General features: G+C 36.8%; 22 protein-coding genes. 3 read left to right on the forward strand and 19 right to left on the reverse strand.

From position 1 onward, the window contains the following. Positions 1-175: 175 nt before the first annotated feature. Complete coding sequence (locus P20480_RS11285) at positions 176-1,486, forward strand: hypothetical protein (protein WP_008128827.1); 1,311 nt, start codon at positions 176-178, stop codon at positions 1,484-1,486. A gap of 84 nt (positions 1,487-1,570) precedes the next feature. On the opposite strand, the gene P20480_RS11280 is transcribed toward P20480_RS11285, so the two are convergent. The 7 genes from P20480_RS11280 to P20480_RS11260 form a co-directional block, all read right to left on the reverse strand. Next, the gene (locus tag P20480_RS11280; RefSeq protein WP_008128829.1) at positions 1,571-2,107 is read right to left on the reverse strand and encodes a hypothetical protein; all 537 of its coding nucleotides are present in this window, start codon (positions 2,105-2,107) and stop codon (positions 1,571-1,573) included. Then, on the reverse strand, positions 2,104-2,997 hold the full coding sequence (locus P20480_RS11275) for a hypothetical protein (RefSeq protein WP_238530291.1): 894 nt from the start codon (positions 2,995-2,997) through the stop codon (positions 2,104-2,106). The genes P20480_RS11280 and P20480_RS11275 overlap by 4 nt, the downstream gene beginning before the upstream one ends. 79 nt (positions 2,998-3,076) lie before the next feature. Next, positions 3,077-3,607: a transglycosylase SLT domain-containing protein gene (locus P20480_RS17950; protein WP_083830879.1), complete on the reverse strand. Its 531-nt coding sequence runs from the start codon at positions 3,605-3,607 to the stop codon at positions 3,077-3,079. Continuing rightward, complete coding sequence (locus P20480_RS18990; RefSeq protein WP_008128836.1) at positions 3,591-4,469, reverse strand: hypothetical protein; 879 nt, start codon at positions 4,467-4,469, stop codon at positions 3,591-3,593. The genes P20480_RS17950 and P20480_RS18990 overlap by 17 nt, the downstream gene beginning before the upstream one ends. Before the next feature lie 12 nt (positions 4,470-4,481). After that, positions 4,482-5,258: an ETEC_3214 domain-containing protein gene (locus tag P20480_RS11270; protein ID WP_008128838.1), complete on the reverse strand. Its 777-nt coding sequence runs from the start codon at positions 5,256-5,258 to the stop codon at positions 4,482-4,484. 69 nt (positions 5,259-5,327) lie between these two features. Continuing rightward, on the reverse strand, positions 5,328-5,903 hold the full coding sequence (locus tag P20480_RS11265; protein WP_008128840.1) for a hypothetical protein: 576 nt from the start codon (positions 5,901-5,903) through the stop codon (positions 5,328-5,330). Positions 5,904-6,188: 285 nt separating this feature from the next. Next, positions 6,189-7,085: a LysR family transcriptional regulator gene (locus P20480_RS11260; protein ID WP_033025306.1), complete on the reverse strand. Its 897-nt coding sequence runs from the start codon at positions 7,083-7,085 to the stop codon at positions 6,189-6,191. 133 nt (positions 7,086-7,218) lie between these two features. Here P20480_RS11260 and P20480_RS19170 point away from each other — a divergent pair, with 133 nt between their 5' ends. Beyond that, on the forward strand, positions 7,219-7,365 hold the full coding sequence (locus tag P20480_RS19170) for a zinc-binding dehydrogenase (RefSeq protein WP_083830881.1): 147 nt from the start codon (positions 7,219-7,221) through the stop codon (positions 7,363-7,365). Positions 7,366-7,470: 105 nt separating this feature from the next. Here the strand turns inward: P20480_RS19170 and P20480_RS11255 are convergent, their stop codons facing one another. From P20480_RS11255 to P20480_RS11210, 11 genes are all read right to left on the reverse strand, one after another. Beyond that, entirely contained in the window at positions 7,471-9,651 is a 2,181-nt protein-coding gene (locus P20480_RS11255; protein ID WP_008128844.1) for a GAF domain-containing hybrid sensor histidine kinase/response regulator, read from the reverse strand. Positions 9,652-10,015: 364 nt separating this feature from the next. Further along, on the reverse strand, positions 10,016-10,570 hold the full coding sequence (locus tag P20480_RS11250; protein ID WP_008128846.1) for a hypothetical protein: 555 nt from the start codon (positions 10,568-10,570) through the stop codon (positions 10,016-10,018). A 5-nt stretch (positions 10,571-10,575) separates the two neighbouring features. Further along, positions 10,576-11,061 carry an RNA polymerase sigma factor gene (locus P20480_RS11245; protein ID WP_008128847.1) on the reverse strand — a complete coding sequence of 162 codons (486 nt, stop codon included), beginning with the start codon at positions 11,059-11,061 and terminating at the stop codon, positions 10,576-10,578. Then, positions 11,061-11,774: a hypothetical protein gene (locus P20480_RS11240; protein WP_008128850.1), complete on the reverse strand. Its 714-nt coding sequence runs from the start codon at positions 11,772-11,774 to the stop codon at positions 11,061-11,063. The genes P20480_RS11245 and P20480_RS11240 overlap by 1 nt, the downstream gene beginning before the upstream one ends. Before the next feature lie 114 nt (positions 11,775-11,888). Next, positions 11,889-12,680 carry a hypothetical protein gene (locus tag P20480_RS11235; protein ID WP_008128852.1) on the reverse strand — a complete coding sequence of 264 codons (792 nt, stop codon included), beginning with the start codon at positions 12,678-12,680 and terminating at the stop codon, positions 11,889-11,891. A 163-nt stretch (positions 12,681-12,843) separates the two neighbouring features. Further along, complete coding sequence (dps, locus tag P20480_RS11230; protein ID WP_006791810.1) at positions 12,844-13,359, reverse strand: DNA starvation/stationary phase protection protein Dps; 516 nt, start codon at positions 13,357-13,359, stop codon at positions 12,844-12,846. 239 nt (positions 13,360-13,598) lie between these two features. After that, complete coding sequence (locus tag P20480_RS17955; RefSeq protein WP_033025309.1) at positions 13,599-13,961, reverse strand: DUF2237 family protein; 363 nt, start codon at positions 13,959-13,961, stop codon at positions 13,599-13,601. Positions 13,962-14,148: 187 nt separating this feature from the next. Beyond that, a complete protein-coding gene (locus P20480_RS11225; protein ID WP_006791813.1) occupies positions 14,149-14,928 on the reverse strand; it encodes a DUF2189 domain-containing protein in 780 nt (259 codons plus the stop codon). A gap of 225 nt (positions 14,929-15,153) precedes the next feature. After that, positions 15,154-15,915 (reverse strand): DUF6515 family protein, encoded by a 762-nt coding sequence (locus P20480_RS11220; RefSeq protein ID WP_008128863.1) that lies wholly within the window; start codon positions 15,913-15,915, stop codon positions 15,154-15,156. A 275-nt stretch (positions 15,916-16,190) separates the two neighbouring features. Then, on the reverse strand, positions 16,191-17,270 hold the full coding sequence (locus P20480_RS11215; RefSeq protein WP_008128866.1) for a methyl-accepting chemotaxis protein: 1,080 nt from the start codon (positions 17,268-17,270) through the stop codon (positions 16,191-16,193). A gap of 227 nt (positions 17,271-17,497) precedes the next feature. After that, entirely contained in the window at positions 17,498-19,381 is a 1,884-nt protein-coding gene (locus P20480_RS11210; RefSeq protein WP_008128868.1) for a propionyl-CoA synthetase, read from the reverse strand. Positions 19,382-19,564: 183 nt separating this feature from the next. Here P20480_RS11210 and P20480_RS11205 point away from each other — a divergent pair, with 183 nt between their 5' ends. Continuing rightward, the gene (locus P20480_RS11205) at positions 19,565-19,969 is read left to right on the forward strand and encodes a nucleotide triphosphate diphosphatase NUDT15 (protein ID WP_008128871.1); all 405 of its coding nucleotides are present in this window, start codon (positions 19,565-19,567) and stop codon (positions 19,967-19,969) included. Here the strand turns inward: P20480_RS11205 and P20480_RS11200 are convergent. Next, on the reverse strand, positions 19,959-21,047 hold the full coding sequence (locus P20480_RS11200) for a polysaccharide lyase family 7 protein (RefSeq protein ID WP_008128874.1): 1,089 nt from the start codon (positions 21,045-21,047) through the stop codon (positions 19,959-19,961). The two genes, P20480_RS11205 and P20480_RS11200, sit on opposite strands and share 11 nt — an antisense overlap. Positions 21,048-21,107 lie beyond the last annotated feature (60 nt).

Here is a 21,107-nt window from a genome sequence, read left to right on the forward strand (position 1 = left end):
AAATTCACTTGAACAAGTGACTTAATTTAGTAAATGGTGTTATGTGTGAGGTACTTAATCGCGGCTTGTTTACAAATCATTGCAATTTTGTAAGCGTTTTGGTGGTGGCTATCTTGTTATTGCTTTTGCTAATTAGAGATAATGCTAGGTGAACCAATTTAACGGACTAATTAAAATGAATAAATTTATACTTACCCCGCTTGCTATTACACTTTCTTTAACGCTTAGCGCATGTGGTGGCTCTTCATCAGAAAGTAGCTCTGGCGGCTCGTCAAGCGGTGGCAACACTGCCCAACTTCAAACTATTGCTTTACAAACATTAACTCGCGAATGCGGGGCTGATTCTGCGTATCAAGCAGATGTTGTTTTTCATAATGATGATGGCGGTGCTATCGGTTCTGTTAAAACCGATGCAGAAGGTAAATTTTCAGGTGAGTTACCCTCAGGCACCAAGCATGTATCAGTATTAGGTGATGTGTTTGATGAAGAAGACGGTGGTTATAAGCAAATTATCACTGAGCTTGATATTGAAAATAGAACTAATTTAGGCACCTTTTATTTTAATGACTTCACAGGTGACTGTGGATGTACTGAATATAGTGTTGATACAACAGCGCTAAGTACGATTGCGTCTGATTACATAATATATCAATCACAAGGTAACGAAGTTTCGGGGTCTGTAAATGTTTGCCCGAATGATAATAAGCTTTATTTAACGGCGCTTTCTAGTTACTCAGTTGATGCAAAAGCTGCCGTTATTGATATACCGGTAAATTCATCAGTTATTACCCTAACAGATGAAGATTTTATTCATGACGGTGTTGAAGTTCCTGTTCAATTAGATATTGATGCTGATTATGCTAGTACTCGAGGTTATATAGAAGCTGATAATGCGTATAGGTTTGTTCAATATAGTGGTTCTGAAATATCAAACACGCTTTTTGTATTCCCAACAGTAACTGAGCATAATTTTTATGTGCAACTTGATTTTATGTCAGACCTTATGAATGTAGATGGTGTTGATGTTGAGTTTCAAAGCTATGCCCGAAGCGCAGTAGATACTAATGGTGATTATCAGCTGACCACACTTCCGATCGTTACTGACGATTTAGGGTTTAGTTTACTTCAATTTGCTGAAAACAATGATTCAAGTTTTGACTTTGGTAATGTTGACAATCGGTTTGCTCGCACAATATGGGGTTACAGCTTTTTAGTTGATGATTCTGCTGAAAGTCGATTTGATTGGACAATAAAAGCGGGCATAAGTGGTCAAATTCCAGATTTGTCTTTTGGTAGTGTGTTCCCTGAACCCACTGATGAGGTCATTTTAGAAGAGTTAACGGTATTACTTTATGGCTATGCTGGTAATGAAACCGATGCAAACAGTTATGCAAAACTTTTAGATACTATGTCTGAAGGTGGGCATTTAACTAAGCCAGAGTTTAGTAATTATGTATATACATTTGTAAGTGCTGAAATATATTAGTCATTGCGTTTGGTTTTGTATTAAAAAGGCCACACTTGTGGCCTTTTAAAAATAATGTTTTAGCTTTCGGTCGACGTAAAAAGTTTATTGGGTAAAATCAATATTCTCAATTAGGTGTACCGTAACATCAGCACTGCACGTTACTGTTAAGTTACTTGCTTTAGTTGGTAGTGTTTGGCATTGCAAGTTTTTTACTTGTGCAATTCCAGCTGTTTGTGCGACGGCCTTTTCAGAAAAATCCTGTCTTGAATAGCGTGTGTTACTTTTGTTTGAGTCAACATTAATAACAGTCGTATTAGTCTTCGATGTTGAAGCAATAACAACACCGTTTACTTCCTCTGTAGCTAGTTGAACTATTTCTTTTTTGGCGCGTTCTCTTAAGCTTTTTACAGTTTCCTCATCATTACCCATCACCGTGGTAGATCTGTTTAATGTTTTAACAATGGGGTTATTATTAATATCTTTTTTGTAATGTATTTTAAAGCTACCACTCGATTTTTCGGTTTGCTGAGGTTTTATTTTATTGCTTTCAGCTAAAGGAATAACGATGTCGTATTCATTATTTTTACTGGAAGCACACCCCGCTAAAAAAGTAATTAGGATTAGCGGTAATATTTTCATTTTAGGCCTCTTTGTTTTTTATGCGCATCACTTAATACTTTGTAGTCTTCCACCTCTTTTATTGAATCAAGAATATCAAAGTTTCTAGGATCAATAAGATTCGCTTTTGTCATTAAGTCATAAGCTTCTGTATGTTTGCCCTGCATTAATTTTATTAAACCTTGGTTGTGAAGGGCTATGGCTTGATCTTCAATTGAATTACTATTTTGAGCAACTTGTTCAAAAATACTAAAAGCTTGGCTTAAACGGTCTTTTTTTACATACTCTATACCTAAATCAATATTTTCATCTTCCCCATTTAGGTAATTAAGTTTTACTAAAGAACGATATGGGGAAACTTGTTTAACAACAAAGTCAGCCGCCTTTTCTATTAAAAAGTCAGCAACTTCAGAGTCGGTCCGGAGCTTATCTTTTGCTTTACTTCTATTTTCGCTTGAGCTTTTTTCTTTACTGTAAGTAAATGTTTCAGAAGCACTATTTAGTGTTTGCTGGCCATAAATAACGTAATAAGTTAGGGTTAAAGTTTGTTTAACCGATGCATGATAGCTGTACCACGTTTCTTTTTTTCCTTCATGCTTTTCACTCCATGAATTACGCTCTACTCGAGATGGTGAAATTTCACCAACCAGCTTATAGGGGGAATTGGCATGTACCTTTACATATCCATGACTCATTAATTTAGATTTTATTTTTGCCGAAAGCGCATTTCCCTTAATGTTATATTTATCGCCGTTAAAACCAACTACAGCAATATGATCAAGAGCAAGGCCTGACTTACTAGGCATATTCATTGTTGAATCAACTTCAACTTTTGAAGCGCAGCCAGTAAGTACAGCCAATAAACTAAAAAAGTATAATGAATGTGTGAATGTTTTTTTAATATTTAGCATCGCTTTTTCCATTTCCATGTTTAATGTGAAACTAACGCCTTTTTTGCTGGAAAGGCAATTAATCACCCGATAAGTAGTTTTAAATTTGCTCCATAGATTTATAAATAGGTTGACGCTCTAGCACCTTTTGTAAATACTTTTTTGTTTCTTCGTATGGAAGGTCTCTAATAAGCTTGTTATAGACCTCTTCAGGCGTCATTTTATTTATTATGTTAGAAGCTTTATTGATATTTCTTGAGTTATCGGTGTTAAAGGCTTTAGCTACGTTCCCTGCACCGGTGTTGTAAGCTGCAATCATGCAATAAAACCGACTTTGCTGATTACTTATTTTAGCCAAATAGCGTGTGTTTAAAAGGTGCATATATGCAACACCTGTTTCAATATTATTCTTTGGGTTGAATAAATACTCCTTGCTCATGATGTTCTTTTTCTTATGTAAAAAAAGATTAACATCAGCTCCTGCACTTATAGGCACAATCTGCATTAAACCAAAGGCGGGAATTGGAGATTCTGCTTGAGTATTAAAGTGACTTTCAGTATGGATAATCGAAAAAAGCAAACTCTCGGGCAACCGCCAACGCTTACTATGCTTACTAACGATTATTTTTATAGGGGGCTGCTTTTTTTATAAAACTGCTATGGGCAAGCGGTATGGTGTAGGTGGTAACTCGTTTGTTTTTTAGCTTTTCTCTTTGTTGCATCGCGTTAGCTTCTACTTGCGACGCTTTTAAGCTTTTTATACGCTGTGTTTTTTCTGATTCTATTTTTGCTATTTCTGCAGTCAATTTCTTTTTAGCGAGTAAATTTTCGCTATCTAGCTGAACAGGTGATGATACTTGTAAAGACATATCAAACACTTTTTCAACTTGTTGGCGAGCTTCAATAGTTTGCTTATTTATTTTATTAATTTCTTTTTCTATCAATGCTTCAGGCTGTGTAATCACTTCAACCTGCGTTTCAACGGGAGAGATATTTTCTATATTTTTTTTAAGTATCTTAAATGAAGTGCTATTTATTTTGCTCGCTACCACTTCATTAGCATTTAACGCACTTTTTAGAGCGTTACTGATATCTTTTGTAGAAACATGTTCTTGCTCGTTGTGCAAAATGCTAATACTTATCTGGTCATTCTCATAGTCAATAGTGGTTTTTGCTTTGTTATCAGGGCTATAGTAGGTCGTTTGACTAGAAAGCTGAGGATCTGTTTCACCCCACGTGTTAATGAGCTTGTCGCGTATATCATCAAGTTTTTTAAAATGTTTGCGTCTAAAATCTTGATATTCAGATAAGTAGGTTTCTTTCCAGTCGTTAAACTCTTTTAGTTCTTCTGCACTGCCTTCTTTTTCTAAAGCGGCCATTTCTTGCTCTAGCTGCTCAAATGGGTCATTTGTTTGTTGAGCTGAAACTTCCGTTACATTTAGCATTAAGGTGGTAAATAGTGGTACATATAAATTAAGTTTGAATAAACTCATAAAAAACCTTTATCAACTTTTTGTTAATGTTTGGTACTCAAATCGGGTGAGTAAAGATTCTGCAACAATTTTGCTCTCTAATTCACTGACTGCATAATAGTTGGGCTTTATTTTCGCTCGTAATGATTCAACTTCCTTTTTCAACTCATTAAGGTTATCTGAATAGGTAGCCAAAGAATCCATCGTGTTAATACTTGTTTTTATTGTTGCTAAATACTTCTCTGGTACTTTTACGGAGCCAGGAACTGCGGCGTAGCCAATAAACCCTTTGGATAAAGAAAGAAACATTTTTTCTTTACCAAGATTTTGAGATTCTAGATAATAAGTCAAGTTACGATTGTCAAAGCTGTATTCAAATTCACTTGAATTTTTCTCTAAAATTGTTGATTCGCCCAGTGGGCCCGAGAAAGGTATGACAGGAGAAAAATCTGAAATACGTGACACTACGGAGTAACCATTAATACGCTTGTCAGAGGTGATGACAGTAAAGATAAACTTTTTTCTAATGTAATAGTAAAACTCAACATCAATATCTATTCGTGACCTTTTTACTGCGTTAGGCTCCCCTAGAAATGTTTTGATGTAAGCGATGCTATTACCTATGTTAACTTTATCTATCTGCTTATACTGAACTTTATGTGTAAAGTTCTCTACGAACGCAGAGTAAGCACTTTTAAGAACATCTTTTGTATCACCCCACTGTCCAATAGAAATCAATATAGCGGCTATCATTAAGATAGAGCTTTGTACTTTTTTCCAGGTTGATGTTTGATTATTATTTTCTGTCATATTTTTACTTATAATAGAAAACTTCACGCATAGTAATTTGGTGAAGTTTTTTGACCGACAACTATGCAATTAATTGGTTAGTTTTTTTATTTCTTGATCTAGGTCGTTTTCGGCTTTTTTGGCTTTGAATTCTTGATACAAAAACTTTTCGTCAGCGGGGTTTATGGTTCGTTGACTTTGTTTAAGAATGTCATTGAATAAGGATTTTGTTTGATTTGGTTCAAGGGCTGTAAGTACACAAAAATGATCTTTTCCAGATATATTAACAATATCCGATTTTATTAGCCTAGAGCCCTGCAATTTTTGCTTGGTTAGTTGCTTTGAAACAGAGCTAAAGCTTGTACCAACAGTGGTATCATCATTTGCATCTGTACGATTGCTATATGTTTTTTCAAGCCCTTCAATACGTGTTTCTATTTGTTGTGCTAGCGCTAGACGACTGTTTGCTGTTGCGAGTTTTTTATCAATAGATAAGTTGCCTGAGAACTTCACACAATCTGTCGCGGCAATGCCTTCACTTACATGAGGGTTTAAAACCCAGTCAGGCAGATTTGAAACAGGTGTACTTGCGCTTTTTTCTGCAACTGTATTACAGCCAGCAATAACAACAACAACAGATGTTAATAATGTGCGGGATATTTTCATATAGTCACTAACCTTGTAGTTAATTTAGGTGGAAATTTAAGCAGACACTAATTGTATGTTTGTAGAATAGTTTTATTTGTGTAAAGGAGGGAATGAAAAACTGCATTATTTGATTGCCTCCATGCTTAAATCACTAGTTTTAAAGAATAAACCAAATTATTAATAATTAATATAGATTAGTGTTTTTAAATAATTTTTAATACGCACAGGTATTTAAATTCTTTAACAGAAACAACTTTATGTTTTTAAGTACTATACCTAGTTGAAAGTTTAAGAGCGTGCCACTTACGCCGTTTCCCAATATGGGATTTCGCCATAATACTTTATAAAAAAGTCGATAAATGCACGTACTTTTGGCGCGAGCAACCGGGAGCTTGGGTATACAGCCCAAATAGCGGCATTTGAATCCATGGGGTAATCTTTTAGTATTTGAACTAGGGTGCCTTCTTTTAATGCGTTGTGGGCGCACCAAATAGACGAAATAGTAATACCTGCATCATTAATACACGCATCCCTTATCGACTCTCCATTATCAATACGAATACTGCCTTTTACCTTAACTCTTTCAATGCCATTTGGCGTTTTAAAGCTCCAGTAGTCAATCCCAATTAATTTAATACAATTATGGTTGAGAAGATCCTGTGGTGTTTTTGGTTCTCCGTGTTCTGCTATGTAGCCTGGTGAGGCGCATATAATTCTATGGTCGCGAGCTAACTTTCTGGCTACGAGGGTTGAATCGTTAAGCTCGGCATTTCTGATAGCGATATCAAAACCACCTTCGACCATGTCTACAATACTATCGCTTTGTCTTAAATCCACTTTAAGCTCAGGGTGCTGATCAATAAAAGCTTTAAGTGCGGGCACTATATGCATACGACCAAATGAGGAAGGGGCTGCAACACGAATCGTGCCTTGGGGGGTAAAAGAGCCTGCGCCTACAGCTGCTTTTGCACTATTTATAGCATTTAATATTTCTTCAGCGTGAGGTAAAAACTCTCGGCCTTCTTCAGTTAAAGATACTCGCCTTGTTGTACGGTGAATTAGTTTTACACCAAGCGATTCCTCAAGCTTAATAATATGCATGCTAGCTACCGGCGGCGAAAGGCCAAGTTCCGCGCCTGCTGAACTAATATTGTGTGTAGAGGCGACTCGAACGAATAACTTTAGGTGTTCATTGTTCATTATTAAAGCCTATTATTAATTAAATTTTAAAACTAGCTGTTCATTTGAGTGTATTATCATGGGTATCTCTTGTAAATATACCGGCTGTTTAAACTAAACAAGGGGGGACCATAAATGTCAGCAGCATGGCGAAATACTAGCTAACCCTGCAACAATTATTGATGAAGGGCGCATATTGCCTGTGTTAGACAACATTGAATTTAATCTTGAGGATGCAGGTAAAACGCATGATGGCCTTGCTAGTGGTGAAGGTATGGGGAAAGTGGTTATTTCACTATAAATTGTCGTGTCGGCTTAAGCCGAGCACTTATTAAATGTGCCCGGCTTTTTTATTATTTATAGGCAAAATTACTCTATAAAGATTTACGGTTAAATAGTCATAAATTCAATTGAGATCTATTTGTTTTGATAAAAATAACGTAGTTAAGTCTGTTATTTTTATCAGGGCTTCTTTATCTGCGTGGGTCCATGATATTTTCGCTCCAATACTTTCGCAGCAAATCACGCCTAGTGCTTTATTATCTTTAAAATAAATGTAGTCAAGTAGTGAGTAAATATCGTATGGCTCAAAATAGCTTTTGGTAAAGCCTTTTGTAACTTCGTGATTTCTTGCATCGGGGGCATCAAGTATTTGGTGGCTTAGTATATAGTTAAAGTAATCTGGGTAGTCTTTTGCTGTTAATACTGAGTCAAGAATGACTTCATCGTTCTCATCAAGGCACATTAAGCAATTTATCTCAGAGTATTCTTCATTAAACAGCCATAAGCTGACTCTGTTGGCCGCAGGTATTAATCTTTTTAGTTCTCGGCATGTTTGTTTAAGTTTATGTTCTCTTTTAATGCTCGGATCACTAATTTTTATTGCTAAGTCTTTGAGGTTTTCGTTGTTTGGATTGTAAACATTAAGCAAGCTGTTCAAGCTATCTTTATTAAATGGCTTAGTTAAATAACCGTCCATGCCAATATTTAGGTAATGCTCAATATCTTGTTTCATTGTGTTGGCAGTCATGGCAATGATAGGTATTGATTTACCGTTTTTCCGTGCTCTTATGGCCTTAGTTGCTTCAACTCCATCCATTACTGGCATTTGAATATCCATAAAGATTAAATCAACGTGGTTGTTAACAAAGTAATCAACACACTCTTTACCGTTTTCAGCAAAAATCACTTGAGTGTTGTGCGCTTTTAACATTTTATTGACGACGATTTGATTTATTTTATTATCTTCCGCAACTAAAATTGCACAGCCTTGTAAATCAGTTACTTCTTTGTTTTTCTTTAGCAAACTATCTAAAATCGATGCTTCAAAGCTTTGTTGATAAATAAATGTAGAGCCTTCATTTTCTTGGCTGGTAAAACTGATTTTCCCACCCATTAAATGACTTAACTTATTACAAATGGAAAGGCCTAACCCTGTACCACCAAATTTACGAGAGGTAGATGAATCAGCTTGATGAAATTCTTTAAATAAGTTTGCTTGTGCTGCTTTATTTATCCCTATACCTGTATCTATGACCTTAAATGTTATGTTCTGTGTATTTAAAGAGTGACCTTTTAAGTTAATTATTAAATCAACGTGCCCAGCTTGAGTAAATTTAATTGCATTTGAGCATAGGTTATTTAATATTTGCGATATTCTTAGTGGGTCACCTTTTAATGTTTCAGCCACTTTTTTATCTATTGATACATTAAACTTTATACCTTTATCAGAGGCTTGTTTTTTTAGTGGCTCAATTACACCATTAACAACGTCTTTAAGGTTAAAGTCGATATGTTCAATATCTAATTTTCCAGCTTCTATTTTTGAAAAATCTAAAATATCATTCACTATATTGGATAAAATATTGGCTGAGTTTAGAATACTTTTTAGCGCAATATCTTTTTCACTATTACTGCTGTCAGATAAGCCAAATTCGGCCAAGTTTAAGATACCGTGAAGTGGTGTTCTTAGCTCATGCGACATATTAGCTAAAAATTTACCTTTTAAATTATTGGATGTATCTGCTTCAGCTTTTAGTTTTTCAAGCTCTTGAATATGAGTTTTTTGCTGTTCTAATGCTTTACTTAGTTCTCTGTTTTTTAGCCTTAACTCTAATTGGGCTATGACTTCTTTGCCTAAAATAGTTAACGCACTAATTTGTTTTTTAGTTAATTTTTTAGGTTTATCACTAATTACACATAAAGTACCAATTGTACTGCCTTGCGGTGTGATAAGGGGGGCACCTGCATAAAAGCGAATGTTAGGGTCGTTGGTTACTAATGGATTGTCATGAAAGCGCTCATCAAGCAATGCATTTTGTATTTCAAATACTTGGTCTTGCAAAATAGCATGGGAGCAAAACGCAATATCACGCTCTGTTTCAGTCGCTTCAATACCGTATTTTGATTTAAACCATTGTCTTTGCGGATCGACTAAACTTATAAGTGATATGGGGGTATCACATATATCTGAGGCAAGTTGAGTTAAGTCATCAAATACTTTTTCTGCTTCTGTATCTAATATTTCGTACTCATATAATGCTTTTAATCGAGATTGTTCATCCGCTGGAATTCGCGCTTTCTGCATAGTAATACCTAATGTTTATATTGCGTTACTATAGAAGTAAAGTGAACTGAATGACAACTTTTAACTACAAGTTACAATAAAGAGACAAATATTCGTTAGCTTTATTATAGACAGCCCGCCATTTACAAAAAGTTATTGATTTACATTAAGCTCAATAAAAATAAGTTGGAAGGTTAATTAATCAATTATAAAAATTTAACGGACCTTTATTGGGTATAGTAGCGGTAATCACTGTACCTTTGAAATTAAACCAACCAAACAATTATATATTGTTTATTTTAATGGATTTTAAATATCATTAGATATTTAATTTAGTTTACAGTTTTGGTGTAAACACCTTATTGAGTAGCTTAAGCTGGAAAATCTACTTTAAACTTTCAATTAGCTTTAGCTTACTTTCAAAATTTAGCTTTACATGAATGAAGCGAGCTAGTGTGGCAATTAGTACCAAAGTGCCAATACCTACTTGTGTGAGCCATATTGTTGTGTGGTTATACATTAAAATGCTCACGGCCGCAGTGATGCAAAGCGCAGCCCACAAAATAGAACAGCCTATAAGGTTTAAGCGCCAATAGTTTATTTGATTAATGAGCTGCTGCTTTTTAAAAAGTAGTAAACCATTAACATCTAGGGTGTATGTTTTTATTAGCTTTTTGCGCTGAATAAATGCCCATATTGAAAACCCAATTGGAAGCGGAGTTAAAATTGCATACAACACTTGCTCAGGAGTACTAGTTGCTTCAAAAATTAATGCATAGATACAAAATAAGCTAACAAATGCGCCTGCAACTAAGTCTAACCATGCTTTAATTGATTGTTTTTTTCTTGCCGATGTAATTTGGCTCAGTAGTGCGGCAGTATCCAGTTTTGGAGTCGCACTTTTATAGTCTTTTTGCCATTGTTCTAATAGTGGATCCATAATTATTATTGCTCCATTAGCTTTTGAAGTTGCACACGTGCGCGGCTAGCACGCTTGGCGACGTTCGCTTCGTTTATACCTAGCGTATGTGCTATTTCGGCTTGGTTAAAACCTTCTAATTGAAGAGAAATAACTAGCCTAAATTTTAATGGTAGTCGTCTCATTGCTGTCATTAAATCATACGTGTTATCGCTGTGTTGGTGAGAATTAGTACTAACCAAGTCAAGTAAAGGGTCGCTTAAATTATGACGATCTTGGCGACGTGTTTCTTTTAAAACATGATCGACAGCACGGTTGTGTGCGACCCTAGCAATAAAGGTCTTCATACTTGAATCGCCTCTAAAGTTTTCTACTGCATGCCAAACAGCTAACGATATATCTTGCAGTAGGTCCTCTCTAAGTGCTTGGTCTGCTTCATGTGTTGCAGCAATACGCGCCATTAAAGGTGCGTATTGCAATAGTATCTCATGAATATGATCCCTTTTTTCCACTAGTCTTCCTTGTTTTTGATAAATACACTTCTGTAAGCAATATAGCTTATACACGTGAGTATAGGACCCGTAATAATCGCACTTAATAAAAAAGTATAAGGAGCTAACAATAGACTTAAGAAAGAAATTAGCGCGATTAAACACATTGGTTTAAACGCATAGAAAAAAGCATTTAGGCTACTTTTTAATGCTTGAAGTACGTTTTTTTCACCAAGTAAAACACAATAGCTTGCAAAACTGACAGGCAGTGTAACAGGAATAATCGAGGCAAAAATAATACCTAGTTGCCATTGGGTAACTTCAGTAGGCTGCGAAAATAAAAATAAAAGTAAATTTATGCCATCATTTCCTAGTAAAAGCTTTGCTACAAATAACTGAATAAAAAAAGCAGATGCTAAAATTGCTGAAAGCGGAATCATGCTTAGCCAGTTTTTAGCTTTAAAAATCGACTTTAATGAAAATACTTTATGAGTGGCCAGATGGTGAATGACGATAACAGCGCTACTGCCTACAAAAGTGGCAGCCCATTTGGAGGCTAGCATGCCATAAGGGGCGGGTAGTATTTGAAAAATACCTTCAATAATTAAAGGAAGCAGTAAAAATAAAAAAAGTTTTACAGGTGCTTGCTTAAAAAGTGAAAAACCGTCTTGAAGCCATTGATTAGCTTTATTAGCGGGTAAACTATGTAGTGGGGTTACTGTTAATGTATTCATAATTACTCTCCTTTTGATTGTTATGTTATTAGTCGATAACAATGAGAATAATCTGACATTTTATTTTTAATTAAAGTAAAAAATTTAAAACACAAAAATAGATTTATAATTAGATTAGCTTACACCACAAGCAGGATATAAATTAAGCACTTCGGTAACTACTTGACCAAATAGAGCTTGTTCTTGCTTTGACAAATTAATAGTTGGGTCAAATTTCATGATATCGGCGGGTCGTGAAGTAATTATTTCTGAAAAAGTCATTGCTGTTAATACATTGCCTGCATAAGAGGCATGGTTGCCATCATCCATATGTAGTTTTGCATTTGGCATTAACACTAAAAGCCTGTTCCAAACAAGGCCAATAGGAGCTACGCAGCTAGGTTGTTTAGCGCTTATTGATAAATGTAAGTCGTATACACGCTGGCCTTCTTCAGGGTTGCCTCTTTGTGGGTGTTCAGGAAATAAAATAGGTGTGATATTTTGTGCCTTAGCTGATGAAATTAAATGCTCAGCGGCATCAGTAGGGTAAGTTGTTAAACCAGACTGAGAGTATTTTTGGCCTTGAAAAATGGCATGGCTTAGATTTTTGTTTTTAAGTTTGTCTACGTTTGCCCTATTACTCACAATATTATCTAAAAAAGGTCCCGACACTGTGGTTGTTTGAACTGGCTTATCTGGGTATTGGTTTTCGATTATATGCTCAATGATCCGCCCTAACTGACTGCTGTGACTATTGCCATAAATAATAATGTTGTAATTATCTTCGATATTGTTTTGTGTAATTGGAGTCGGACTTTCACTTGTATTTGATTGCGGAACTTTGGTATTACTGCTGCCTGAACCGCAGGCTGATAAAAAGATTAAAGAAAAAAGCCAAAATTGTTTAGGGGTATTAAAACTTATCATACTAATTTGTACCAATATTGAAAACTACTTACTGATACTAGTAGGTTAATTCTTATGCCACAAGTTCTTGCACGGCTCAAATACCTTAGTGATATTTTGTTTTATGATTTAAACAAAAAGCCCAGCAAAAATGCTGGGCTAAGGTACTTAGGTAATAAAGGTATTATTGCGTTAATTCACCAGTAGCTGACTCTATGTGTGCTCTTACAAACCACTGAAATTGCTCAAGATCGGCAAGTTGGCTTATTAACATATCTTCAGATACTGGATCTAAATCTGATACCGCTTCGATGGCTTTACGGTGATCGGCATTAATGCCGTTGTACACCTTATCTAACGCGCCTAAATGCTCGGTAACAAGTCCTTTACCTAATGAATATTCGTTCCATGTACGGCGGTCAACAATTGACTTAGGTGTCCCTACTGGTATGCCGCCTAAAGTGGCAATACGCTCGGCTATTGTATCTGTCATTTCGCGCACAGCCTCAACCTGAGGGTCTAGCATTTCATGCACACCTATAAAATTAGGACCAACAACATTCCAATGAATATGTTTTAGTGTTAATTGAAGATCTATAAGTGCAACCATGCGGTTATCTAAGGCTGCGATAGTTTTTTCAGCTGATTCGTTGCTCATACCTGGTGCAGTAAATTTAGCTTGCTTATTTGTATTGCTCATAACTTCTCCTACTTAACTATTTAATATTTTCACGTAGTCCTTTACGTAATAAATACGTGATAATTGTATGAAGCAATCAATATGCCGAAAGTTAAACTAAATAAAATTGTTTTAAATCAGTCGCTTGTGTTTTTGCTTTTGTTTGGTTTTTTATTAATATGAGGTGGTTATGAAAAGTCTGCATCTTTTTGTAAAATTTGCAGACCAAACAGATTTGCTGAAACTAAACTAGAATATTTTTAACGGGTGTATTCATGTGCCTTTAGTAATTCAAGCGGTATTACTTCAAGCGATTTTTTATTAGTGGCCTGCAAGATTACTGGCGGCGCAACGTTTGCTTGTTGCGCATGAAGCCATCTTATTGCGCATAAACACCATTTGTCGCCAGCTTTTAAGCCTTTAAAATCGTAAAGTGGATTGGGCGTTATGAGATCATTACCTTGTGACTTCGAAAACTGTAAAAATTCTTCGGTCATAATTGCACACACACTATGATTACCGCGATCAGAGTTTGGTACATAGCAAAAACCCTCGCGAGTATACCCGCCATTCCCACAGCATAATTGTAACCGGGTATCCAGAACGTTAAATTGATTTGCCATAAGGTGCCTTAAGTCATTATGTTTAATACAGTAAAATTACTTTATCAGGCGCTAAAAAGTATAGCTACTAAAGTGAGGATGTTTGATTATGACTTTTTAAAAAAATCGGGGCATTTAAATGAAGGGAGGAGGGGAAAAGTATTATTTGTGCCACAAACAAGTTTCACCAGATCGTGGCACAAGTTAACTATTCGTATTTTCTGGCTTTTTTAGTTTTGATTACTGCAATGTATGCGTGCCAGCTTGCATAGCTAAGTAGTGGCATAATCACAATAAACCCAACAGCCCCAGTTACAAAACCAAGCGCAACCATTAGGAAAATGCATATTGACCAAACAACCATTGGCGCAAAATTATTTTTAACGGCATTAATAGATGAGACGATAGCTGTCATTATGTCTACGCGTCTTTCCATCATAATTTGTGGTGTAAATGCAGACACTGAAAAAACAGACACGAGTAAAACGCCGCCTGCAATTGTACCAAGCGTTAAAAATGCTGACAGTTCTTCAAATGTTGGGTTAGCGTAGTTAGGGTATAAAGCATGAACAAGGGCGGCAATGCGCATCCACGCAATCATTATTACGAGTAATAATATTGCAAACCCCCACTCTCCAACTGGGTTTCTAAACATCGACTTTAGCGAATGCCTAAAAGTGGGTTTGTGGCCTTTTTCGAGTTCCCATGCTACGTCGTATAGGCCGGCTGCGAAAGCGGGTCCAATTAAAACAAACGCAACAGTGGCGGGTAAAATTACAAATACGCTTTGTGCAAAAAATGCAGAGTAGATAATAGCTGCAGGAATAATACTAAACACTAGGCCATAAATTACAGTAAGTAACGGGGCTCGGGTCATATCTTTAAACGCAAGTGCTAACCAGTGAAAAGCAGCGAACGTATCTACTTTGTTACACTCTATACAGCGAGCAAATTCGGTATTTTTTTCAATTGTTTTTGTTGTAGGCATAAGTGGAGCTCCTCTATAAAGCCTCTATTTAGGTTTAGGTCATAAACGCTTTATTTACAAATATTAAACAGACATACGGAGCTAAAATTAAAATTGTTCACTAAATAAACGTTTTATGTTTTTAGAAGGGGGGATTACAAAAGAAAATTTTATAGGAGGATTGCTGAAATCAATATTAATAAAGTACTACTTAACCTGTAGGCAGGTTAAGTAGTTAAATAATGCTCAGCCTAAGCTGATTGCTAGGTATTGTATCTCGTCACCATTTATTTGTGGCAAAAAGTAAATATCGTTGTATTTAAAATATTGCTGAGAGTTTATGGTAACTGGCTCAGCTGACGATGGTAGTTCATCGTAAACTTGCCCTAAGCTATAGTCGAAGACGTTGCCAATTTTAATAGCTTTGTTGCGCTGAATTATTGGCGCATCTACCACTTTATAGCCGCCGTTATCAGCAATATAAAAAACGTTCTGATAAGCATAATATGTGGTGTTTCGATGTTTCATACGCGAATAATGTCTAGGAAGTTTTTTAATGCGCAGTCCGCGAGGTGGCATCACAGCGTGATAGCCTTTTTTAGCTTTTCGGTAGTAAATGCCGTCATTAAAGCTAAATGAAATTCCATTAAACCAAATAGAGGTACTTCTTCTTGGCAAGTGCCTTATGTATCTATTTTCTTTGTAATAACGCGGCTTATACCTATTAGTTAGGTAGTTATATTTATGATTGTCGAAACGTAGTTGTTTACGCTTTTCTTGCTGCTTTTTTTGCTTGTTCTTTTCTTTTTTACGGTCTTGGCGCTTTTCTTTTTTATGCTCTATGCGTAGTTTTTTTTCATGGCGACGTTCATCGCGCTTATACTCAATGCGTTTAGGGTTTTCGTGCTTATAATTTTTATGAGCTTCTCGCTCGTTGGGCGCTGCAATTGCGGCGCTTGAAAGCGCGCTAATGGCAATTATACCCGATAGTAAAAATGTAAGTTTCATAGTGTGCCTCGTTTATGTTGTTACATAACTAGGCTTAGTATTAACCTCTGAAACTGAACATTAACTGACCTATTTAATGTTTGGACGTTCCTTTACATTGCTTTACGTAAGCTAAACAGTTTCTTACTTATTATTACAGTTTTAAACAGGGCGCTTTAAACAATCTATACATGTGATAAAAAAAGAGTGCAGGTTAAAATTAAAGACTAACTTATAAGCCAAGCTATTAAAATTTAAATCATTTTAATAGCTTGTTCATTAGTACTTAGCTGGGGCTAACAAATCTCATCGAGTAGATGCATCACACGCTCGCTGGCTGCTTCCATTTTATGAATATGCTTAATTGCAGATTCTTTATCGCCATTTTGAATTGAGTGCAGAGCCGCAACACCATTTTTATGCACTTCACTATGCGGGTTTTCTAATTGTTTAAATGCATTGGTGTGTTTAAATTCAGCAGACTGCTCTGAACTATACCACTGGCCTAATCGGCACATTGTATGGTCGCTAAAGTCATTAACTGACTTGTTGCTTTGGCCATTTGCTACTGCATAAATGTCACCTTTCCATACAACATGATCTAGTTTAACGGTTTGAATAAACGACAACGTAGCAGCCTGAGAAATCGTATTTTTCATGTTGTTACAAAAATCGATAATTGAAGTGTAATCGGTATTCAGTGCATCAAAATTATCACTTAGGTGCGAACTATTTTCTTTAATACCTTCTACTGATACCACTGTTTCATCTGTTTTGTTAATAATTTCTTTTACTAGGTCGGCCACTTCTTGCGCTGACTTATTCGTGTTTGTTGCTAGCACCCTTACTTCATCTGCTACAACACTAAAGCCTCGGCCAGCTTCACCCGCACGGGCAGCTTCAATAGCAGCGTTAAGTGCTAATAAATTTGTTTGATCTGATATTTTACTAATTGTTGAAACAAACGTACTGATTTTACCGGCCATGCTAGCTAGGCCTGAAATGTTTTCAGTCATGCTTCCCATTTTACTGGTCATTAAATCCATTTCTTTGACAATATGATTTAGCGAGCTATTTGATTTTTCGAGCAGGGTGTTTATCTTATCGCTTACTTTGTTTTCTTCATCAATTTTAGAGTAAGAGCCCAATACGGTTTGTCTTATATCTTCGATTTGAGCAACACCATTTATAGAGCTGGAAAGTAATGAGTGAGTGAAACTATGATCTTCATTATTATTTGGGTTATTTAACTCTTCAATTAGAGAAGTATTTTCATTGATAAGCGTTGTATTTTTATTACGTAAACTCTCAATTTCTTTTTTTAGTTGGTCATTTTCGTTTTTCAATATCGAGTAGGTTGAACTTAAAACAAACATATTTAGACCTTGATTTTTAAAAAATAATTTACATTTAGTTATCATTATAGAGGTAAAATTTTATTGAGCCTATATTTATAATCACTGTTTGTTATTAAAAAGTGACTAAGCGTTTACCTACATTCTCTTATTTGTTTCAGTTAACTCCTTTTTAACTCTCTATATACCCATGTCCTAATAAACAAAGCCACTTTTTATTAATTATAAAGTGGCTTTGTTTGGTTGGACTAACGCATAGTAAGTTGTTGGTTTATTTCTTCAAAAATACTCGCGTCGTCTATGGTTGAAGGTATTTGTAGTTCGTCGCCATCAATAAGTTGGCGTAAATTTTTACGTAGTATTTTTCCGGAACGAGTTTTAGGTAAGCGCTCTACGCTAACTATATTTTTTAAACACGCTATGGCGCCAATTTGATTGCGCACTGAGGCAACAAGTGCTTTTTCGACTTCTTCGCTTGACCCTGTAAAGTCATTTTTAAGTACAATCATGCCCATTGGGAGCTGGCCTTTTAGTGGGTCGTTAACACCAAATACAGCGCATTCGGCAACCGCAGGATGAGCCGCTACAATTTCTTCCATTTCGCCGGTAGAAAGTCTGTGGCCTGCAACATTTATAACGTCATCAGTGCGGCCCATTATGAACAAGTAGCCGTCTTCATCTATATATCCGCCATCGCCAGAGAGGTAGTAGCCCTCGTATTCACTTAAATAACTGGCTTTAAATCGGGCTGTGTCTTGCCAAATAGAGGGTAAGCATCCGGGTGGTAAAGGTAGTTTTATAACTACGGCCCCTTGTTCGTTAGCTGCGCATTCATTACCGTCCATGTCGAGTATACGAACATCAAACCCCGGTGTAGGTACGGTTGAACTGCCAGGTTTGGTTGTTAATGTTTCTATTCCTACTGGATTACACGCAATGGCCCAGCCTGTTTCGGTTTGCCACCAATGATCGAGTACCGGAAGTTGAGTTTTCTCTTTTAGCCAATTGTATGTGGGCGGATCGAGGCGTTCGCCTGCTAAAAATAATCGTTTTAAACTAGAGGTATTATATTTTTTAAAGCCTTCAGCATTAGGATCTTCTTTTTTGATTGCTCTAAATGCTGTGGGGGCACTAAATAAGGCGCTTACTTTATATTCTTCCACTACTCGCCAAAAAGCAGTGGCGTCGGGAGTGCGCACAGGTTTGCCCTCATATAATACGGTTGCACATCGGTACATTAATGGTGCATACACAATATAAGAGTGCCCAACTACCCAGCCAATATCTGAGGCGGCCCAAAATACCTCGCCTGGCTCCATACCGTAAACAGTTTTCATACTGTAGTTCATCGCTACGGCGTGCCCGCCATTTTCACGTACAACACCCTTTGGGGCGCCTGTTGTACCTGAAGTATATAAAATATAAAGTGGATCGTTGCCATTTAAAGGTGTTGGATCTGCCGCCTGTGCGGTTTGCATTGCGTGTGTCCAATCTATATCGCGTTCGTTGACCATATTGGCAGTAACTTGGTCGCGCTGATAAATAATACAGTGATCTATTTTATGATTGGCAAGCTCTATGGCGTCATCAATAAGTGGCTTGTATTCAATGATGCTATCGACCTCTACACCGCAAGAAGCGCTCAGTATGAGTTTAGGTTTTGCATCGTCTATACGAACGGCAAGTTCATGCGCTGCAAACCCACCAAATACCACGGAGTGTATAGCGCCTAAGCGAGCACAAGCTAACATACCAATAACAGCTTGTGGGATCATGGGCATGTAAATCACTACACGATCGCCTTTTTGTACACCAAGTGCTTTTATTACGCCTGCAAATTTAGCGACTTCTTTTTGTAGTTGATTGTAAGTATAAGTTTGCTTTGTATTGGTAACAGGCGAGTCGTAAATCAGCGCAGTTTGGTCACCAAAGCCTGCAATTACGTGTTGGTCGAGCGCTAGAAAGCTGGTATTTAATTGTCCATCACTAAACCAATGATAAAGGCCGTTTTTATCCTGCGTATATGCTTGGTTTGGTGTTTTGTACCAGGGGATGTTTTTACTTTGTTCTAGCCAAAACTGGGCTGGGTTTTGTTTAAAGCTCGTGTATTGCTGTTTATACAGGCCTGACATAATAGGCTCCTAAAACTAAATATGTATGAGAGACCTTACAAAAGGTAGGCTTTTTTATGTGCCTAGGCTATTCGACCTTGGTCGGCTAAAAGTTAATCACATGGTTAATACGCAGCAGCAGTGAGTTTGACAAATTAAGGCGCGCGGCTCAGCATGGCCTAATATTTGTAAGGAATTAATTGTATGAGTAACGACGTTAGAGTGGGTGTTGCCGTTATTATTATGCGACAAAACACTATTTTATTAGGTGAGCGAATTGGTGCGCATGGTGCAAATACATGGGCAACGCCGGGTGGACATTTAGAATTTGGCGAAAGCGTTGAGCAGTGTGCAATACGCGAGGTATTTGAGGAAACAGGGCTAAATATTAGTCAAATAACTAAGCTTGATTTTACTAACGATATTTTTAGTGCTGAAAAAAAACACTACATTACTTTGTACGTAAAAGCTGATTACGAAGGTGGTGAGCCTGTGCTAAACGAGCCAAATAAATGTATACAGTGGCGCTGGTGCGATATTAATAACTTACCTTCACCACTGTTTACATCACTTAAAAACTACTTAACTACAGCAACACTTACGGCTTAGTGGATGGGCTTAATATTAACTTTTTAAAGCTCACTTGTGCGTAGTCACCGTTTTGTTTGTCGAGTGCCCACTCGCCTGTGCCTAAACAGCCAGGGTACCAAATACCTTTAGACGATTTAGTACTACATTGGTTGTAAGCACCGGCCTTGAAATAATGCCAATCGGCAGCATAACCATGCGGGTGATCTTTGTCGTCCACTTTGCCGTAGGCATCAACATTGTTTCCTAAGTTAATTGAGTAGTTAACATCCTCTTTGCCTTTTGCGCTAAAGGTAAGGTGCATTACATTACCATGTACGTTTACGGTATAGCTAAAATCTTCACCAAGCGCTATACCTTCAACACCCGGATCATTAGGGTTTTCCCACGTGTTTCCCCACACTGGGTATGTAATATCAGTTCGGTTAGGATCTGTTTTTGGTAAGTTACGTTCGTAGTTCCAAAATACGGAGCCCATTTTATGGCCGGGCCATTTTTTGTAATAAATTTTAAGTGGTTCGTTACCCCAGCCAAAACCCAGTTTTGTATCTATTAGGGCTTGATCTTTACCTGCGTGAATTTGCCCTACCACCACAGAATAAGCGGCTTTTTTATTAGGATCGTTAGCGCGAAGCGCGACATGATCCACCTTTAGCGTGGCTTCCATTTTTCCGCCTACCGAGCCAAAGCGCTCCGATAGAGGGTGTACAGCTAGGGCAAAGTTATTCTTTGAATTTTTAGTTTTTATTTTGGTATTGGTGCCGCGGATCATTTGTCTTAGTTCACTGCGGGTATTAGTAGAATTGGCGCTGGTAAGCGCTTTATTTGGCGAGGTAAATACCATATAACCTTGATCATCAAGGTAGAAAAAATCAGGGTGCGCGTAAGTTTGAATTTCTTCAACATCAATTGTGTCTATTTTACCGTCGTTGTTTAAATCAACAGGTACGTTTATTTTCCATTGTGATAAATCAAACTTTGATGCAGGAACAGGTGTATTGCTATCAATAGGTGTGCTTGTATTTGCGCAGCCCATAAACAGCAACGGAGTAACAGCAGCCAGTGCTGTGAGTTTAAAAGTAGATGTTAGGTTTTTCATTGTTGTCTCTGTGTGATGATGTTAATGAAGGACAATATCGACCTTGATTAACGTTAATCT

The sequence above is a fragment of the Pseudoalteromonas sp. BSi20480 genome, assembly GCF_000241365.1.
Classification (GTDB): domain Bacteria; phylum Pseudomonadota; class Gammaproteobacteria; order Enterobacterales; family Alteromonadaceae; genus Pseudoalteromonas; species Pseudoalteromonas marina.